Here is a 15,115-nt window from a genome sequence, read left to right on the forward strand (position 1 = left end):
AGAACCCGCCAAGGAAAGCCCGCCTTTGACCCATTGACGCCGCCCCGGTCCGCCCCCTAGCTTGCTATTCATCAATAGGAAACTTTCTTAACAGAGTGAGACGGGGGCACCACCATGGCCGCATCACCCGGCAGCAATACGCAGGGCGGCACACCCGGGACCCCCCGCGTCCTCCGCGCCATGAACGACCGCGCCGCACTGGAGCTGCTGGCCGCCCACGGACCGCTCACCAGGACCCGGCTCGGGGAGCTGACCGGTCTCTCCAAGCCCACCGCCTCCCAGCTGCTGACCCGCCTGGAGTCCGTCGGCCTGGTCCGCACCACCGGGAACGTCACCGGACGTCCGGGGCCCAACGCGCAGCTGTACGAGATCGACCCGGCCGCCGCCCATGTGGCCGCGCTCGCCGTGGACCAGGAGGGCATCACCGCCGCCGTCGCCGACATCACCGGCCAGGTGGTCGGTGAACACCGGGTGACGGCCCCGGCGACCGACGCGAGCCTGACCAACCGGACCGGGGAGCTGGTCGCCGAGGCGGTGGACGGGGCGCTGGCCGCCGCCGGGCTGGGCCGGGACGATCTGCACTCCACCGTGATCGGCACCCCCGGCGCGCTCGACCCGCGCACCGGGACGCTGCGCTACGCCCCGCATCTGCCCGGCTGGCAGTCCCGCACCCTGCGGGACGACCTGGCCGAGGTGCTGCACACGCCGATCGTCATCGAGAACGACGTCAACCTCGCCGCCATCGCCGAACAGCACCACGGCACCGCCCAGGACTTCGACGACTTCGCGCTGGTCTGGGCCGACGAGGGAGTCGGCGCGGCCATCGTGCTCCACGGCACCCTGCTGCGCGGTGCCACCGGCGGGGCCGGGGAGATCGGCTATATGCCGCTGCCGGGCGCCCCGCTGGCCCTCGGCGGACCGGACGCCGCCGCCCGGCCGGACGGGGGCGGGGGGTTCCAGAAGCTGGTCGGCTCACCCGCCGTCGTGGAGCTCGCCCGCGACCACGGGATCGACGCGCCCACCGCCACCAAGGCGCTCTCCGCCGCGCTGCGCACTCCAGGCCCGGGTGACGAGGTGCTGACCGAGCTGGCGCGCCGACTGGCCACCGGGCTGGCCTCCGTCGTCGCCGTGGTCGACCCGGAGCTGGTCGTCCTTTCGGGTGAGGTCGCGCAGGCCGGCGGGGACCGGCTGCGTCAGCTGGTCGAGGCCGAGATGACCGGTCTCGCACTGCCCCGGCCGCAACTACGGATCAGTGAGATCGAGGGGGATCCGATTCTCATCGGCGCGCTGCGGACGGCGGTCGCCGATGCCCGTCAGACCGTTTTCGACACCGCCCGGTTCGACGCCTGAGTCACCGGGCGCCGCTGCACGACCCCGTACGCCGCCCCTTCCCCTTTCCCATTTCTCCTTTGTCCGTTCTCCCCTTTGTCCGTTGTCCGGCGCCCCTCACCGCCGCTTCCCCTGCCGTCCCCCTCGTACCGCAGTAAAGGAAGTCTCCCCATGGCACGAAAACTGGCCGCTCTCGCCGCAGCGCTGAGCGCCGGCGCCCTGCTCCTCACGGGCTGCGCCAATCCCAGTACCGGCAGCGCCGAGGACGATCCGACCAAGCCCGTCACGCTGAAGTTCTGGCACGGCTGGTCGGAGGACAGCGAGGTCAAGGCGATCGACGCCAGCATCGCCCGGTTCGAGAAGCTCCACCCCAATATCAAGGTGGAGGCCACCGGGAATGTCACCGACGCCACCGTGAACCAGGCGCTGCGGGCGGGCGGCGGCGACGCCCCCGATGTCGTCTCCTCCTTCACCACCAACAATGTGGGGCAGTACTGCTCCTCCGGGATGTGGGTGGACCTCGATCCGTTCATGAAGAAGACCGGTCTCGACAAGGCCAAGGTCTTCCCGAAAACGCTGCTGGACTACACGAGCTACCAGGGCGCCCAGTGCGCCCTCCCGCTGCTCGCCGACGCGTACGGCATGTACTACAACAAGGACGCCTTCGCCGAGGCGGGCATCAAACGGCCGCCCCGCACCATGTCGGAGCTGCGACGCGACGCCGTGAAGCTGACCAAACGCACCAAGGGCGGCGGCTATGAGCGGGTGGGCTTCATGCCCAATTTCCGGCTCTACCAGAACAGCCCGGACCGGTTCCTCGCCCAGTGGGGACCCACGTACTTCGGCAAGGACGGCAAGGCGCGGCTGGCGAAGGGGAAGGCGACCAAGGATTTCTACGCCACCACCGCTGAGCTGATGCGAAGCCAGGGCGGATATGGCCCACTGGAGACGTTCCGTACCTCCTTCGGCGATGAGATGTCGTCCCAGAACGCCTTTCTCACCGGAAAGCTCGCGATGCACATGGACGGCGAATGGCGCGGGCTCTTCATGAAGGGCGCGAAGTTCAAATGGGGCACCGCCCCGCTGCCGGTGCCCGACGACCGGCCCGAGACCTATGGCCGGGGCTATCTCACCGGCACGGTGGTCGGCATCGCCCACAGCAGCACCCATCAGAACGCCGCGTGGGAGCTGGTGAAGTTCCTGACCGCCAACACCGATCAGGTGGTCGCCTTCGCCAACGCCATTCACAATGTGCCGTCCACCAAGGCGGCGCTCACCTCCCCGAAGCTGGACTCGGATCCCACCTTCCGGGCCTTCCTCGATATCGCGCAGAACCGCTACAGCACCGCCCTGCCGCCCTCGATCAACGGTGGTCAGTACGTCACCTCGTTGCAGGACTTCTCCTACGGCGTCGAGGCGGGCAAGGTGCGCGATCTGGACGCGGGGCTGCGAGAACTCGATGACGAGATAGACGCCGACAATCTCCAGGCACAGAACTGACGGAGCGCGACATGGCCACCTTGACGAACGCCCCCGCCCTGCGCCGTAAGGCCCGGCGCGAGCGGCTGCGCACCCTCGGTTTTCTCTCCCCCTGGCTGGTCGGCTTCACCGTCTTCTTCGGCTATCCGCTGGTCGCCACCGTCTACTTCTCCTTCATGCACTACAACCAGATCCAGGCCCCGACCTTCGTCGGGCTGCGCAACTGGCGTTATGTGCTGGAGCAGATGCCGCTGTTCGGACCGGCGCTGTGGAACACGCTCTGGCTGGTCGTGGTCATGGTGGCGCTGCGGGTCGTCTTCGGCCTGGGCATCGGGCTGCTGGTCACCAAGGTGAAGTCCGGAGTGGGATTCTTCCGCACCGCCTTCTATTTGCCGTACCTCGCCCCTCCGGTGGCGGCCACCGTCGCCTTCGTCTTCCTTCTCAATCCCGGTACCGGCCCGGTCAACGACATTCTCGGCAGCATCGGGATCCACGCCCCGAACTGGTTCAACGACCCGGCCTGGGCCAAGCCGTCCCTCGTACTGCTCTCCCTGTGGGGCATCGGGGATCTCATGGTCATCTTCATGGCGGCCCTGCTGGACGTCCCCAAGGAGCAGTACGAGGCGGCCGACCTGGACGGCGCCGGGGCGTTCCACAAGTTCCGCTATGTGACCTGGCCGTCGATCACCCCGATCGTGATGTTCGCGGTCGTGACGGGCGTCGTCCAGACCATGCAGTACTACACCCAGGCGCTGGTCGCCGGAAAGCTCGCCTCCGGGGTCAGCGTCGGACCCGGATCGGTCATCCAGCCCGGCTATCCCGACCACTCCACACTCACCGTGCCGCAGCTCGTCTATTCGCTCGGCTTCCAGAACTTCAACACCGGAGCCGCCTGCGTGCTCTCGCTGGTGCTGTTCGCGATCGCGATGGCCGTGACGACGCTGCTGATGCGCAAGCGTGCCGGACTGCTGTCGGCAGATGACTGAGCCGAGGACTGAGAGGACCGATTCACCATGACCGCCACCACCGCCCTCTCGGCGCCGTCCGCGCCCGCGCGCCCCGCCACCGGACGCTCCCCCGCCCCCGCCGCCCGCCGCCGCGCCGCGCTGCACTGGATCGCCGTGCACACGGTCGCCATCGCCGCCGCGCTCTTCTTCATCCTGCCCTTCGTCTTCGTCTTCCTGACCTCGGTGATGAGCGACGACCAGGCGCTGAGCGGCGACCTGTGGCCCACCGAATGGAACTGGTCGAATTACACCGAGGTCTTCAACACTCCGGGCTTCCTGGACTGGTGGCGCAATTCGCTGATGTACGCCGGGCTCGGCACCCTCTTCACCGTCTGTTCCTCCATTCCGGTGGCCTATGCCCTCGCCAAATTCCGCTTCCGCGGCCGCCGCACCGCCATGATCCTGGTCATCTCCACGATGATGCTGCCGCCGCAGGTGATCGTGATACCGATGTATCTGGTCTGGGCCCAGCAACTGCATCTGTCGGGTTCGCTGTGGCCGCTGATCATCCCGATGGCATTCGGCGACGCGTACTCCATCTTCCTGCTGCGCCAGTTCCTGCTGACGATTCCCCGGGAGTACCTGGAGTCGGCGAAGGTGGACGGCAGCGGCGAATTCGGCACCCTGCTGCGCATCGTGATCCCGATGGCCAAACCGGGCATCGCGGCCGTCGCGCTGTTCCAGTTCTTCTACTGCTGGAACGACTACTTCGGCCCGCAGATCTACGCCTCGCAGAATCCGGGCGCCTGGACGCTCAGTTACGGCCTGGAGAGCTTCAAGAGCGCGCACAGCGTCAACTGGAACCTGACGATGGCCGCGACCCTGCTCGTCATGGCCCCCGTCATCATCGTCTTCTTCTTCGCTCAGAAAGCCTTCGTCGAAGGCGTCACACTGACAGGAGTCAAGGGTTGAAGCTCGCAGTCGTGGGGGGTGGGTCCACCTACACCCCCGAACTCATCGACGGATTCGCCCGGTTGCGGGACGTCCTCCCGCTGGAGGAGCTCGTCCTGGTCGACCCGGCCGCCGACCGGCTGGAGCTGGTCGGCGGGCTGGCCCGCAGGATCTTCGCCAAGCAGGGCCACCCGGGCACCATCTCCTGGACCGACGACCTGGACGCGGGCGTGGACGGCGCGGACGCGGTCCTGCTCCAGCTGCGCGTCGGCGGCCAGGCCGCCCGGAACCAGGACGAGACCTGGCCGCTGGAGTGCGGCTGCGTCGGCCAGGAGACCACCGGCGCGGGCGGGCTGGCCAAGGCGCTGCGCACCGTCCCGGTGGTGCTGGACATCGCCGAGCGGGTGCGCCGCCGCAACCCCGACGCCTGGATCGTGGACTTCACCAACCCGGTCGGGATCGTGACCCGGGCGCTGCTCACGGCGGGGCACCGGGCGGTCGGCCTGTGCAATGTGGCCATCGGCTTCCAGCGGAAGTTCGCCAAGCTGCTGGGCGTGGACCCCGGCGAGGTGACGCTTGAGCACGTCGGCCTCAACCACCTCACCTGGGAGCGTGCGGTGCGCGTCGGCGGCACCGACGGCGAGGACGTGCTGCCCAAGCTGCTCGCGGAGCACGGCGAGGCGATCGCCGAGGATCTGCGGATGCCGCGCACGCTGGTCAGCCGGCTCGGCGTCGTCCCCTCCTACTATCTGCGCTACTACTACCAGCACGACGCGGTGGTGCGTGAGCTGCGCAGCAAGCCGTCCCGGGCGGCGGAGGTCGCGGCGATCGAGCGGGAGCTGCTGGAGATGTACGGCGATCCGGCGCTGGACGAGAAGCCCGAACTGCTCGGCAAGCGCGGCGGGGCGTTCTATTCGGAGGCGGCGGTCGATCTGACCTCGTCCCTGCTGGGCGACACCGGCGAGGTGCGGATCGTCAATACGTTCAACGAGGGCACCCTGCCCTTCCTGCCGGACGACGCGGTGATCGAGGTCCCGGCGGCCGTCAACGCACAGGGCGCGAAACCACTGCCCGTGCGCCCCCTCGAGCCCCTGTTCGCCGGTCTGGTCGCGAATGTCACCGCGTACGAACACCTGGCGCTGGAGGCGGCGTTGAAGGGCGGCCGGGAGCGGGTCTTCCAGGCGCTGCTGTCCCACCCCCTCATCGGCCAGATCGAATACGCCGAGAAGCTGACCGACGACCTCATCGCGCACAACCGGGAGCATCTGGCGTGGGCCTGACCCAGTCCGTATCGACCCCCTCTCCTTCCCCTTCGTCTTCCTCCCCCTCGCCCGCCTCCCCGCCGGACGGGTCGGTCCTGGCGATCGACGCGGGCAACAGCAAGACGGATGTGGCACTCATCGGCCCGGACGGCTCCGTGCTCGGCGCGGCCCGCGGCGGCGGCTTCCGGCCGCCCGTCGTGGGCGCCGAGCGCGCCGTCGGCTCGCTCGCGCCCCTGGTGGAGGAGGTGGCGCGGCAGGCCGGCCGGTCCGGTCCGGCGGGCGCGGGGCATGTCTCGGCCTGTCTGGCCAACGTCGATCTGCCCAGCGAGGAGGAGGAGTTGACGGTCGTCCTGGCCGAGCGCGGCTGGGGCGCCACCGTCACGGTCGCCAATGACACCTTCGCCCTGCTGCGAGCCGGGGTCGGGGACGACGGCGAGCCGACCGGCGTCTCCGTGGTCTGCGGCGCGGGCATCAACTGCGCCGGGATCGGTCACGGCGGCCGGGTGGCCCGCTTCCCCGCGATCGGCCGGATCTCCGGCGACTGGGGCGGCGGGGGCTATCTGTCGGAGGAGGCGCTGTGGTGGGCGGCGCGGGCGGAGGACGGCCGCGGCGAGCCGACCGAGCTGGCCCGCGCCCTGCCCGCGCGCTTCGGCCTCACCACCATGTACGAGCTGATCGAGGCGCTGCATCTGGGCCGTCTGGAGCCGGGGCGGCGGCATGAGCTGACGCCGGTGCTCTTCGCGGTGGCCGGGGCCGGCGACGAGATCGCGCGGGCGATCGTCGACCGCCAGGCGGAAGAGGTGGTGACCATGGCGGTGGTCGCCCTCGGCCGGCTCGATCTGCTGGGCGAGGAGACCCCGGTGGTGCTGGGCGGCGGGGTGCTCGCGGCCCGCCATCCGCTGCTGGACGACCGGATCCGCGAACTGCTCGCGGAGCGCGCCCCGAAGGCCGAGCCGCGGGTGGTCACCGCACCGCCGGTGCTCGGCGCCGCACTGCTGGGACTGGACCGCACCGGCGCGCCGGAATCGGCGTACGCCCGGCTGCGCGCGCACTACGCCCCCGCCCATGACACCGCCCCGGCTGACGACACCACCGCAGCTGATGGCACGGAAAGTGGAACCGAAAGCCCTTCCGAAGCGTAATGAAAAGGGGAGGGAAGATCGCGATCCGAACAAGATCCAGGCTTGACCGGTGACCTCTCCTGGCGCCGCGGTCCATACTGCTGCGACACCGACCGCGACACCATCCAGGAATCCGGGCCAAGGGGGAGGTCTTGTGTCATACCCGCCGACCACCGGCAGAGCCGCACCGCCGCCCGCGCCCGCGGCCCCGCCGCGGACCGCGTGGGCCGAGGGGCTCGACCGGGCGCGGGCGGCGGCGACGACCGAGCCCGGCAGACTTCGCGTCATCGGGGCGGTGCTGGCCGCGCTGGTGATCGCGTTCGGCGCGGTCACGGCCTGGCAGGTCTCCGACCGGCAGACCGCGGCGGACGCCGTGGCCGAGCGCAGCCAGCCGCTGAGCGCCGACGCGGCGCAGATCTACCGCTCCCTCGCCGACGCGGACACCACGGCCACCGGAGGCTTCCTGGCGGGCGGCCAGGAGCCTCCCCAGGTCCGGCAGCGGTTCGTGCGGGACATCGACACCGCGTCCAAGCTGCTGGTGCGGGCCGCGGCCAATACGGAGGGCTCGTCCTCCGCCCGCGACGAGATACAGAAGATCAATCAGCTGCTGCCGGTCTACACCGGGCTGATCGACTCCGCGCGCGCCAACAACCGCCAGGGGCTGCCGCTGGGCGGCGCTTATCTGCGCTATGCCAACGACACCATGCGCGACAAGCTGCTGCCCGCCGCGGGCAGGCTCTACCAGGCGGAGACCGCCCGGCTCGGGGAGGACTACGAGGACGCCGAGGCATGGCCGTGGGTGGCGATCGCCACCGGCCTGGTCGCCCTGGGCGCGCTGGGCTGGGCCCAGCGCCGTGAGTTCCAGCGGACCAACCGGGTGCTCAGCCGCGGTCTGCTCACCGCCACGGCCGCCTCCACGGTGGTGATGCTGTGGCTGGTGGTCGGCCACGCGGTCGCCAGCACCCAGCTCAGCGACTCCAACGACCACGGGGCGAAGTCCCTCCAGGTGCTCAACGAGGCGCGGATCGACTCCCTGCGGGCCCGCGCCGACGAGAACCTGACCCTGGTGGCGCGCGGCGCGGTCGTCGTGGACGAGGACGGCGCCAACAAGGGCAAGGACGCCTACGAGGTCAGCTACGGCTCGCGGATGTCCGCGCTCGTGGGCAAGGCGTCCGGCGACCGTCCCTCGGACGGCAGTCTGCTGGACAAGGCGCGCGCCCTCGCCGACGACGACGAGGGCCGGGAACCGGTGGAGAAGGCAGGCGGCCGGATCCACGAGTGGCAGGTGCGGCACAAGGCCGCCCGCGCCGCCGACGACGGGGGCGACTACAAGACGGCGCTGACGAAGGTCATCGGCGCGGAGGACAGCACCGGCGAGTCCTTCGACGCGGTGGACAGCCAGCTGGCCAAGGCCCTCGACCACGAGCAGCGGGAGTTCCAGCAGGCCGCCGACGACGGACGCGGCGCGTTCACCGCCATGGCGCTGGGCGCCGGGGTGCTGGCCGTGCTGGGAGCCGCGGGAGCGGTGCTGGGCATAGGCCGCAGACTGTCGGAGTACCGATGAGGACGATGGGGGGCGGAAGCATGCGATCACTGCGATCGGCCGCCGCGGTGACGGTATGCGCCCTGGGCGTGGCCACGGCCATCGCGGTCCCGGCGATGATGGACGACGGCGGGGACGGCGACAGCAAGGCCGGTGCGCGGCAGCCGCATACCGTGCGGACGGGCGCCGAGGCCGCGGCGGCGGACAGCTGCCGCGATCCCGAGGCGAGCCTGCGCCCGTCCAGTGCGAGCGGCCCGGCCATCAAGCGGATCAAGAACCGTGAGGTCAACGGGCACAAGCTCAACAAGCTGATCGCCGGCGTCGACCAGAACAGCTACCGCTGGGGGTACCGCGATCCGGCCACCGGCGACCTCACCGGCTTCGACATCGACCTGGTGCGCGCCATCGCCGATGACATCTTCGGCGATCCGGACGCGGTCATCTTCCGCACCATACCCACCAGTCAGCGCATCAGGGCCCTCCAGCAGGGCAAGGTCGACGTCGTGGTGCGCACCATGACCATCAACTGCGACCGGATCAAGGACGTGGCGTTCTCCACCGCGTACTTCCAGGCCGGGCAGCAGGTGCTGGTCCCCGACGACTCGTCCATCACCGGCTACAACAAGACCCTGCGCGGCAAGAAGGTCTGCACCGCGCAGGGTTCCACCGCCGAGGCCGAGCTGGACAAGCCGGACACCGGGGCCGAGCATCTGGGCGCGATCAAGGTGAAGCCCGTCCCCAACCAGCTGGACTGCCTGGTCAGACTGCAACTGGGCCAGGTGGACGCGGTGATCACCGACAACGCGCTGGCGGCCGGCCAGGCGGCCCAGGACCCCTCCGTCAAGCTGGTCGGCTCGCGATTCACCGATGAGTTCTACGGCGTGGCGATGAACAAGGACGACGACGACCTGGTACGCCGGGTCAACAAGGTTCTGGAGGACTACCGCCAGGGCGGGACAGCCAGTCCCTGGATGCAGGCCTACCAGAAGTGGCTCGCCAAGGACTTCAGCACGGCGCAGGAGAACCCGACGCCGCCCGCCCCCGAATACAAGGACTAGCGCGGACACGGCCCCGGACACATCGGGCAAGAGCAAGGATCACGGACCGGCAAGGATTAGCACCCGCCTCACACGCGTAGGGATGACGCAGCAGACGGATCACATAACGGTTACGGACATGGAGAGGTGATCGATGGGGGTCTCGGGACCCTTCCCCAGTTTCGCGGGGACACCCGACGGCCCGGTCATGGGCCGGGAGGAGGTGGACCGCGCACTGGCGAAGCTCGCCGCCGAACACGAGGCGATCGAGTCCTCACTGCTCGCCCTCCAGGACCACGCGGGCAGAAGGCTTCTCGAAGGCGCCGAGCTCACGGGCGTCACCAAGGACCGCTGGTCCACCACCGAGCAGGCCATCTCTCTCCTGTGGAGCTACTTCGACGCGTACACCGAGGCCCTCACCCGGGCCCGTGAGGTGCGCTCCCGTCACCGCTGGCCGACGCAGGACGAGTTGGCCGAACTCACCGAGCTGCTGTGCGGCACCGCGATCACCCTGCCCAGCAGCGCCACCCTCGGCGGTTCGCCCCTGCTCAGCGAGGAGTTGAGCCTGGACCGGCTGGTCGACCGGATGAACCGCTGGTACGCGGAGGCCATCGACGTCATCGTCAGCGCCGACGCCATATGGTCCGCGCTGCCCGCCCGGATCGACATGCTCTCCGCCGAGCTGCACCGCACCCGTTCGCTGGCCCACTCCGTGGGGGTGCGCCCCGGTGAGCACCCCTCGGGGGACGATCTGGAGCAGATCACGGCCGAGCTGACCGCGCTGCGCGCCGAAGTGGTCTCCGACCCGCTAGCCTTCTGGAAACCGGCCAGCGGGAGCTCCGCACCCGGCGGCGGCAGCCCCGACACCGAGCGCTATGACCGCGCCGCCCGTGCCCTGGAGGATGTGCGCCGGGAGATCGAGGCGGTCCTGGATGTGCGGCAGGACGCCGAGCGGCGGCTGATGCGGCTGCGCGATGTGCTCTCCCGCGCCGATCGCACCCTGGCGGAGGCGCGCCAGGCGCGCGGTGAGGTGCTCGCGAAGATCGCGGCATCGGAGGTTCCGGCCGTCAGCGGCCCGCCGACCGCGCTGCACGAGCAGCTGGTCGCCGCCGCCGACTATCGCAGGCGCTCACAGTGGCACCGGCTCTCGCCGCTGCTGGAGAGCCTGGAGCAGCGCGCCGACGACGAACTGCTGCGGGCCCGCGAGTCGCTGACCGCGGTCACCGCGCCGCTCGCGGTCCGCGCCGAGCTGCGCGGCCGTCTCGACGCGTACAAGGCGAAGGTCGCCCGCCATGGCATGGCGGAGGATCCGTTCCTGGTGGAGCGGTATGACGTGGCCCGCCGGATGCTGTGGAGCGCCCCGTGTGATCTGCGGGCGGCCGAACAGGCCGTGCTGCGCTACCAGCAGGCGGCGGCCGAGGCCCTGGTGCCACGCCAGACGGGCCCGGCCGGGCAAGGCATCGAGGGAGGCACGGAATGAATGCGGCGGTCGTCGCCTGCCAGCGGCGTGACTGCGGCGGGTCCTACGAGGACGTGGGCGGTGGCGAGCTGTACTGCGATGTCTGCGGTATGGCCCCGGTCGTCTCACCGCAGGGGATGGTGGCCTCGCCGCCCACGGGGATCACCGGGCAGGCCGGGCGGGGCGGAAGTTCCTCGTCCCGGAGCGAGGGCTCGTCCGCTCGGAGCGAGGGCCCGTCGGCGCGCGGCGGGGGCTCCTCGGCGACCGGCTGGGACTCCTCGTCCGGCGCCTCGGGCCGGTCGCGTTCGGCACGCTCCTCCTCGTCCCGGCGCTCGGTGTCCGGGCGGCTGTCCCGCTCCATGTCCGGGCGGACCTCGTCCCGTTCGGTCTCGGTGCGCAGCTCCCGCTCCGCCACCTCGGCCTCCTCGGGGCGGAACGCCCTGGGCGCCGGTCTGGTCAGCGTCCCCGATGTGCCGCGCCCCGATCCGCGGACGGCGGTGCTGGCGGACCCCGAGGTCCCCGAGCGCAAGCGGTTCTGTAGCCGCGGGGACTGCGGTGCCCCGGTGGGCCGCGCCCGCGGCGAACGGCCGGGCCGCACCGAGGGGTTCTGCACCAAGTGCGGCCATCCGTACTCGTTCGTACCGAAGTTGACCCCCGGTGACATCGTCCACGGCCAGTACGAGGTCGCGGGCTGTCTGGCGCACGGCGGGCTCGGCTGGATCTATCTGGCCATCGACCGCGCGGTGTCGGACCGCTGGGTGGTCCTCAAGGGCCTGCTGGACACGGGCGACGAGGAGGCCCTGGCGGCCGCCGTCTCCGAGCGCCGCTTCCTCGCCGAGATCGAGCACTCCAACATCGTCCGGATCTACAACTTCGTCGAGCACCTCGACCAGCGCACCGGCAGCCTCGACGGCTACATCGTCATGGAGTACGTGGGCGGCAAGTCCCTGAAGGACATCGCCAACGCCCGCCGCACCACCGAGGGCCGCCGCGATCCGCTGCCGGTGGAGCAGGCGTGCGCCTACGGCATCGAGGCGCTGGAGGCGCTGGGCCATCTGCACAGCCGCAATCTGCTCTACTGCGACTTCAAGGTCGACAACGCCATTCAGCAGCAGGACCAGCTCAAACTGATCGACATGGGCGCGGTCCGGCGGATGGACGACCACGACAGCCCCATCTACGGCACGGTCGGCTATCAGGCCCCCGAGATCTCCGAGTCCGGCCCGTCGATCTCCTCCGACCTCTACACGGTGGCGCGCACCCTGGCCGTGCTCACCTTCGACTTCCAGGGCTATACGAACGTCTACGTGGACAGCCTGCCGGACCCCGAGCACATCGAGGTCTTCCGGGCCTACGAATCCTTCTACCGGCTGCTGGTGCGGGCCACCGACCCCGACCCGGGGCGCCGCTTCGCCTCCGCGCGGGAGATGGCCGACCAGCTGACCGGGGTGCTGCGGGAGGTCGTGGCGCTCCAGACCGGGCGGCCCCGACCGGCCCTGTCCACGCTCTTCGGGCCGGAACCGCGCGTCGTGGACACCGAGTTGTTCGCCGACGACGGAAAGGATCCGTCCCTGCTGGGCGCCCGGTCCACCGGCGGCGCCACCACCGCGCCCCTCCTCCCCGCGCAGCGCCCGCCGGGCCCGCTGGCCCTGCCGCTGCCCGCCATCGCCACGCTGGACGGACGGGCCACCGCGCTGGCGCTCCCGGTGCCGCTGGTGGACTCCGACGACCCCAACGCCGGGTTCCTGGCCGGTCTGCTGGCCGCCGACCCCGCCGAGGTGAGCGCCGCGCTGCGGACCGCGCCCGTGGACTCGGTCGAGCTGCGGCTGCGCCGGGTGCGCGCCCAGCTGGAGCTGGCCCAGGAGCATGACGCGGGCGTCGCGCTCACCGGTCTGGAGGCCGCGTACAGCGACGACTGGCGGATCGTCTGGTACCGGGGGCTGCACGCGCTGGCCACCGGTGACCGCGAGACGGCCGCGCTCTCCTTCGACGCCGTCTACGACGCGTTCCCCGGTGAGCCCGCGCCGAAGCTGGCGCTCGGCGTCTGCGCCGAGGTGCTGGGCCAGTTGGACAACGCGGCGGAGTACTACCGGCTGGTCTGGGCCGCCGACCCGAGCTTCGTGAGCGCCGCCTTCGGCCTCGCCCGGGTGCTGCTGTGCGCCGGGGACCGCCCGGGCGCGGTGCGGGCCCTGGAGTCGGTACCGGAGTCCTCGATCCACTACACGGCGGCGCGGGTCGCCGCCGTACGGGCCCGGCTGCGCCAGCGCGCCCCGTACGACGCCCTGTTGAGCGATCTGACGGCCTCGGCGGTCCAGGTCGAGCGGCTGGGCGAGTTCGGTCTGGACGCGGTGCGGCGCGAGCGGCTGCGTACGGAGGTCCTGGGCAGCGCCCTGGATTGGGTACTGTCCGGCAGCAGCGGGGCACCCCCGGGACACAACCGGCCGCCTCTTCTCGGCAGCAGCCTGGACGAGCGCGGGCTGCGCTTCGGATTGGAGCGCTCGTACCGTGTACTCGCCAGACTCGCCCAGCGAGGCGAGGAGAGGATCGAACTGGTGGAGCGGGCCAACCGTTTCCGCCCCAGGACGTGGGTGTGATCGATGTCGCAGATGCCGCAGCCGTCCCAGCTGTCAGCCTGCCCGGCCTGTGATGAGCCGCCGCAGGCGGGGGACAGATACTGCGATCGGTGCGGTGCCGATCTGACGGTGGCGGCCGCGCTGGCGGCGGAGGCCGCACTTTCGGCGGAGTCCATCGCCGACCGGTCGGAGGCGCACGCCGACCGGTCGGAGGCGCACGGCGGCCTGCCGGCGCCGCCGCGGGTGAACGGGGCGGCGCGGTCCACCCACCCGGGGCCGGAGCCGGACGACTACGAGCTGGCGGCCCCGACCTCCGGCGGATACGGCCAGGTGGCCGACCCGAGGGTCACGGCGGCGCTCGGCACGCCCGAGGCACCCGGCGAGTCCGCCATCCACCCGGAGACCAACGCGAGTACGCACACCAGCGCGGCGAGCAGCACGGGCAGCGGCACCGGGGCGGACCCCCGGCTGCCCGGCGACGAGCACCGTCCCCGGTGCGCCGCGTGCCAGGAGGGCACCATCGACCAGGACGGATACTGCGAGCGCTGCGGACACGCCCAGGCACGGACACGCGACCATATGGAGACCGAGTTGGAGGGGATCGCGGCAGCCAGCGACCGGGGGCTGCGCCACCACCGCAACGAGGACGCGTTCTCGGTGTCCACCGCCGCGCTGCCCGACGGCTCACCGGTCACGGTCGCCGTGGTGTGCGACGGGGTCTCCTCGGCCACCCGCCCCGACGAGGCCTCGGCCGCCGCGGCCCAGGCCGCGAGTCAGGCGCTGCGGGCCTCGCTGCCCCGCGGCGCCCACCCCCAGCAGGCCATGAACGAGGCGATCATCGCCGCCGCCGACGCGGTCAACTCCCTGGCCCTGGACACCGGCGCGACCGCTCCCCACCACGAGGGGCAGCGCCATCAGAACGCACCGGCGTGCACCATTGTCAGCGCCGTCGTCACCAGCGACATCCTCACCGTCGGCTGGGTCGGGGACAGCCGCGCCTACTGGGTCCCCGACGACCGTACGGCCCCGCCCGCGCGGCTCACCGAGGACGACTCCTGGGCGGCCCAGATGGTGGCCGCGGGGCTGATGTCGGAAGCGGAGGCGTACGCGGACGAGCGCGCCCACGCCATCACCGGCTGGCTCGGGGCGGACGCCTATGAGCTGGAACCCCACACCGCCTCGTACAAACCGGACCGGCCGGGCGTCGTGGTGGTGTGCACCGACGGGCTGTGGAACTACGCCGAATCGGCGGAGCAGATGGCCCACGCGGTGCCGCCGGACGCCCGCGCCCGGCCGCTGAACAGCGCGCAGTTCCTGGTCGGTCACGCCCTGGACGGCGGGGGCCACGACAACGTAACAGTGGCGGTCGTGCCGTTCCCCGCTGCCCCGGGCCGGGCAGGATCCGCCTGACGGT

General features: G+C 71.1%; 11 protein-coding genes. All 11 read left to right on the forward strand.

The annotated features are described in order from the left end of the window. Window positions 1–114: 114 nt before the first annotated feature. Complete coding sequence (locus ACJX2R_RS20205) at window positions 115–1,350, forward strand: ROK family transcriptional regulator (RefSeq protein WP_262699952.1); 1,236 nt, start codon at window positions 115–117, stop codon at window positions 1,348–1,350. Window positions 1,351–1,500: 150 nt separating this feature from the next. Further along, the gene (locus tag ACJX2R_RS20210; RefSeq protein ID WP_413101268.1) at window positions 1,501–2,829 is read left to right on the forward strand and encodes an ABC transporter substrate-binding protein; all 1,329 of its coding nucleotides are present in this window, start codon (window positions 1,501–1,503) and stop codon (window positions 2,827–2,829) included. Window positions 2,830–2,840: 11 nt separating this feature from the next. After that, a complete protein-coding gene (locus ACJX2R_RS20215; RefSeq protein ID WP_413101269.1) occupies window positions 2,841–3,794 on the forward strand; it encodes a carbohydrate ABC transporter permease in 954 nt (317 codons plus the stop codon). A 27-nt stretch (window positions 3,795–3,821) separates the two neighbouring features. After that, window positions 3,822–4,727, forward strand: a complete 906-nt coding sequence (locus ACJX2R_RS20220) for a carbohydrate ABC transporter permease (RefSeq protein WP_262699949.1) — start codon at window positions 3,822–3,824, stop codon at window positions 4,725–4,727. After that, a complete protein-coding gene (locus ACJX2R_RS20225; protein WP_413101270.1) occupies window positions 4,724–5,986 on the forward strand; it encodes a 6-phospho-beta-glucosidase in 1,263 nt (420 codons plus the stop codon). The genes ACJX2R_RS20220 and ACJX2R_RS20225 overlap by 4 nt, the downstream gene beginning before the upstream one ends. 77 nt (window positions 5,987–6,063) lie before the next feature. After that, window positions 6,064–7,110: an N-acetylglucosamine kinase gene (locus tag ACJX2R_RS20230; RefSeq protein ID WP_413105907.1), complete on the forward strand. Its 1,047-nt coding sequence runs from the start codon at window positions 6,064–6,066 to the stop codon at window positions 7,108–7,110. A 133-nt stretch (window positions 7,111–7,243) separates the two neighbouring features. Further along, window positions 7,244–8,653 (forward strand): hypothetical protein, encoded by a 1,410-nt coding sequence (locus tag ACJX2R_RS20235; protein ID WP_262699947.1) that lies wholly within the window; start codon window positions 7,244–7,246, stop codon window positions 8,651–8,653. After that, entirely contained in the window at window positions 8,650–9,690 is a 1,041-nt protein-coding gene (locus ACJX2R_RS20240) for a glutamate ABC transporter substrate-binding protein (protein ID WP_413101271.1), read from the forward strand. The genes ACJX2R_RS20235 and ACJX2R_RS20240 overlap by 4 nt, the downstream gene beginning before the upstream one ends. Window positions 9,691–9,823: 133 nt before the next feature. Further along, window positions 9,824–11,149 (forward strand): hypothetical protein, encoded by a 1,326-nt coding sequence (locus ACJX2R_RS20245; RefSeq protein ID WP_413101272.1) that lies wholly within the window; start codon window positions 9,824–9,826, stop codon window positions 11,147–11,149. Then, on the forward strand, window positions 11,146–13,722 hold the full coding sequence (locus ACJX2R_RS20250) for a tetratricopeptide repeat protein (RefSeq protein WP_413101273.1): 2,577 nt from the start codon (window positions 11,146–11,148) through the stop codon (window positions 13,720–13,722). Before ACJX2R_RS20245 ends, ACJX2R_RS20250 begins: the two co-directional genes overlap by 4 nt. A 3-nt stretch (window positions 13,723–13,725) precedes the next feature. After that, window positions 13,726–15,111 (forward strand): PP2C family protein-serine/threonine phosphatase, encoded by a 1,386-nt coding sequence (locus tag ACJX2R_RS20255; RefSeq protein ID WP_413101274.1) that lies wholly within the window; start codon window positions 13,726–13,728, stop codon window positions 15,109–15,111. Window positions 15,112–15,115: the final 4 nt, after the last annotated feature.

Origin of the sequence: Streptomyces sp. Inha503, assembly GCF_047215865.1 — a bacterium.
GTDB classification, from domain to species: Bacteria; Actinomycetota; Actinomycetes; order Streptomycetales; family Streptomycetaceae; genus Streptomyces; species Streptomyces lycopersici.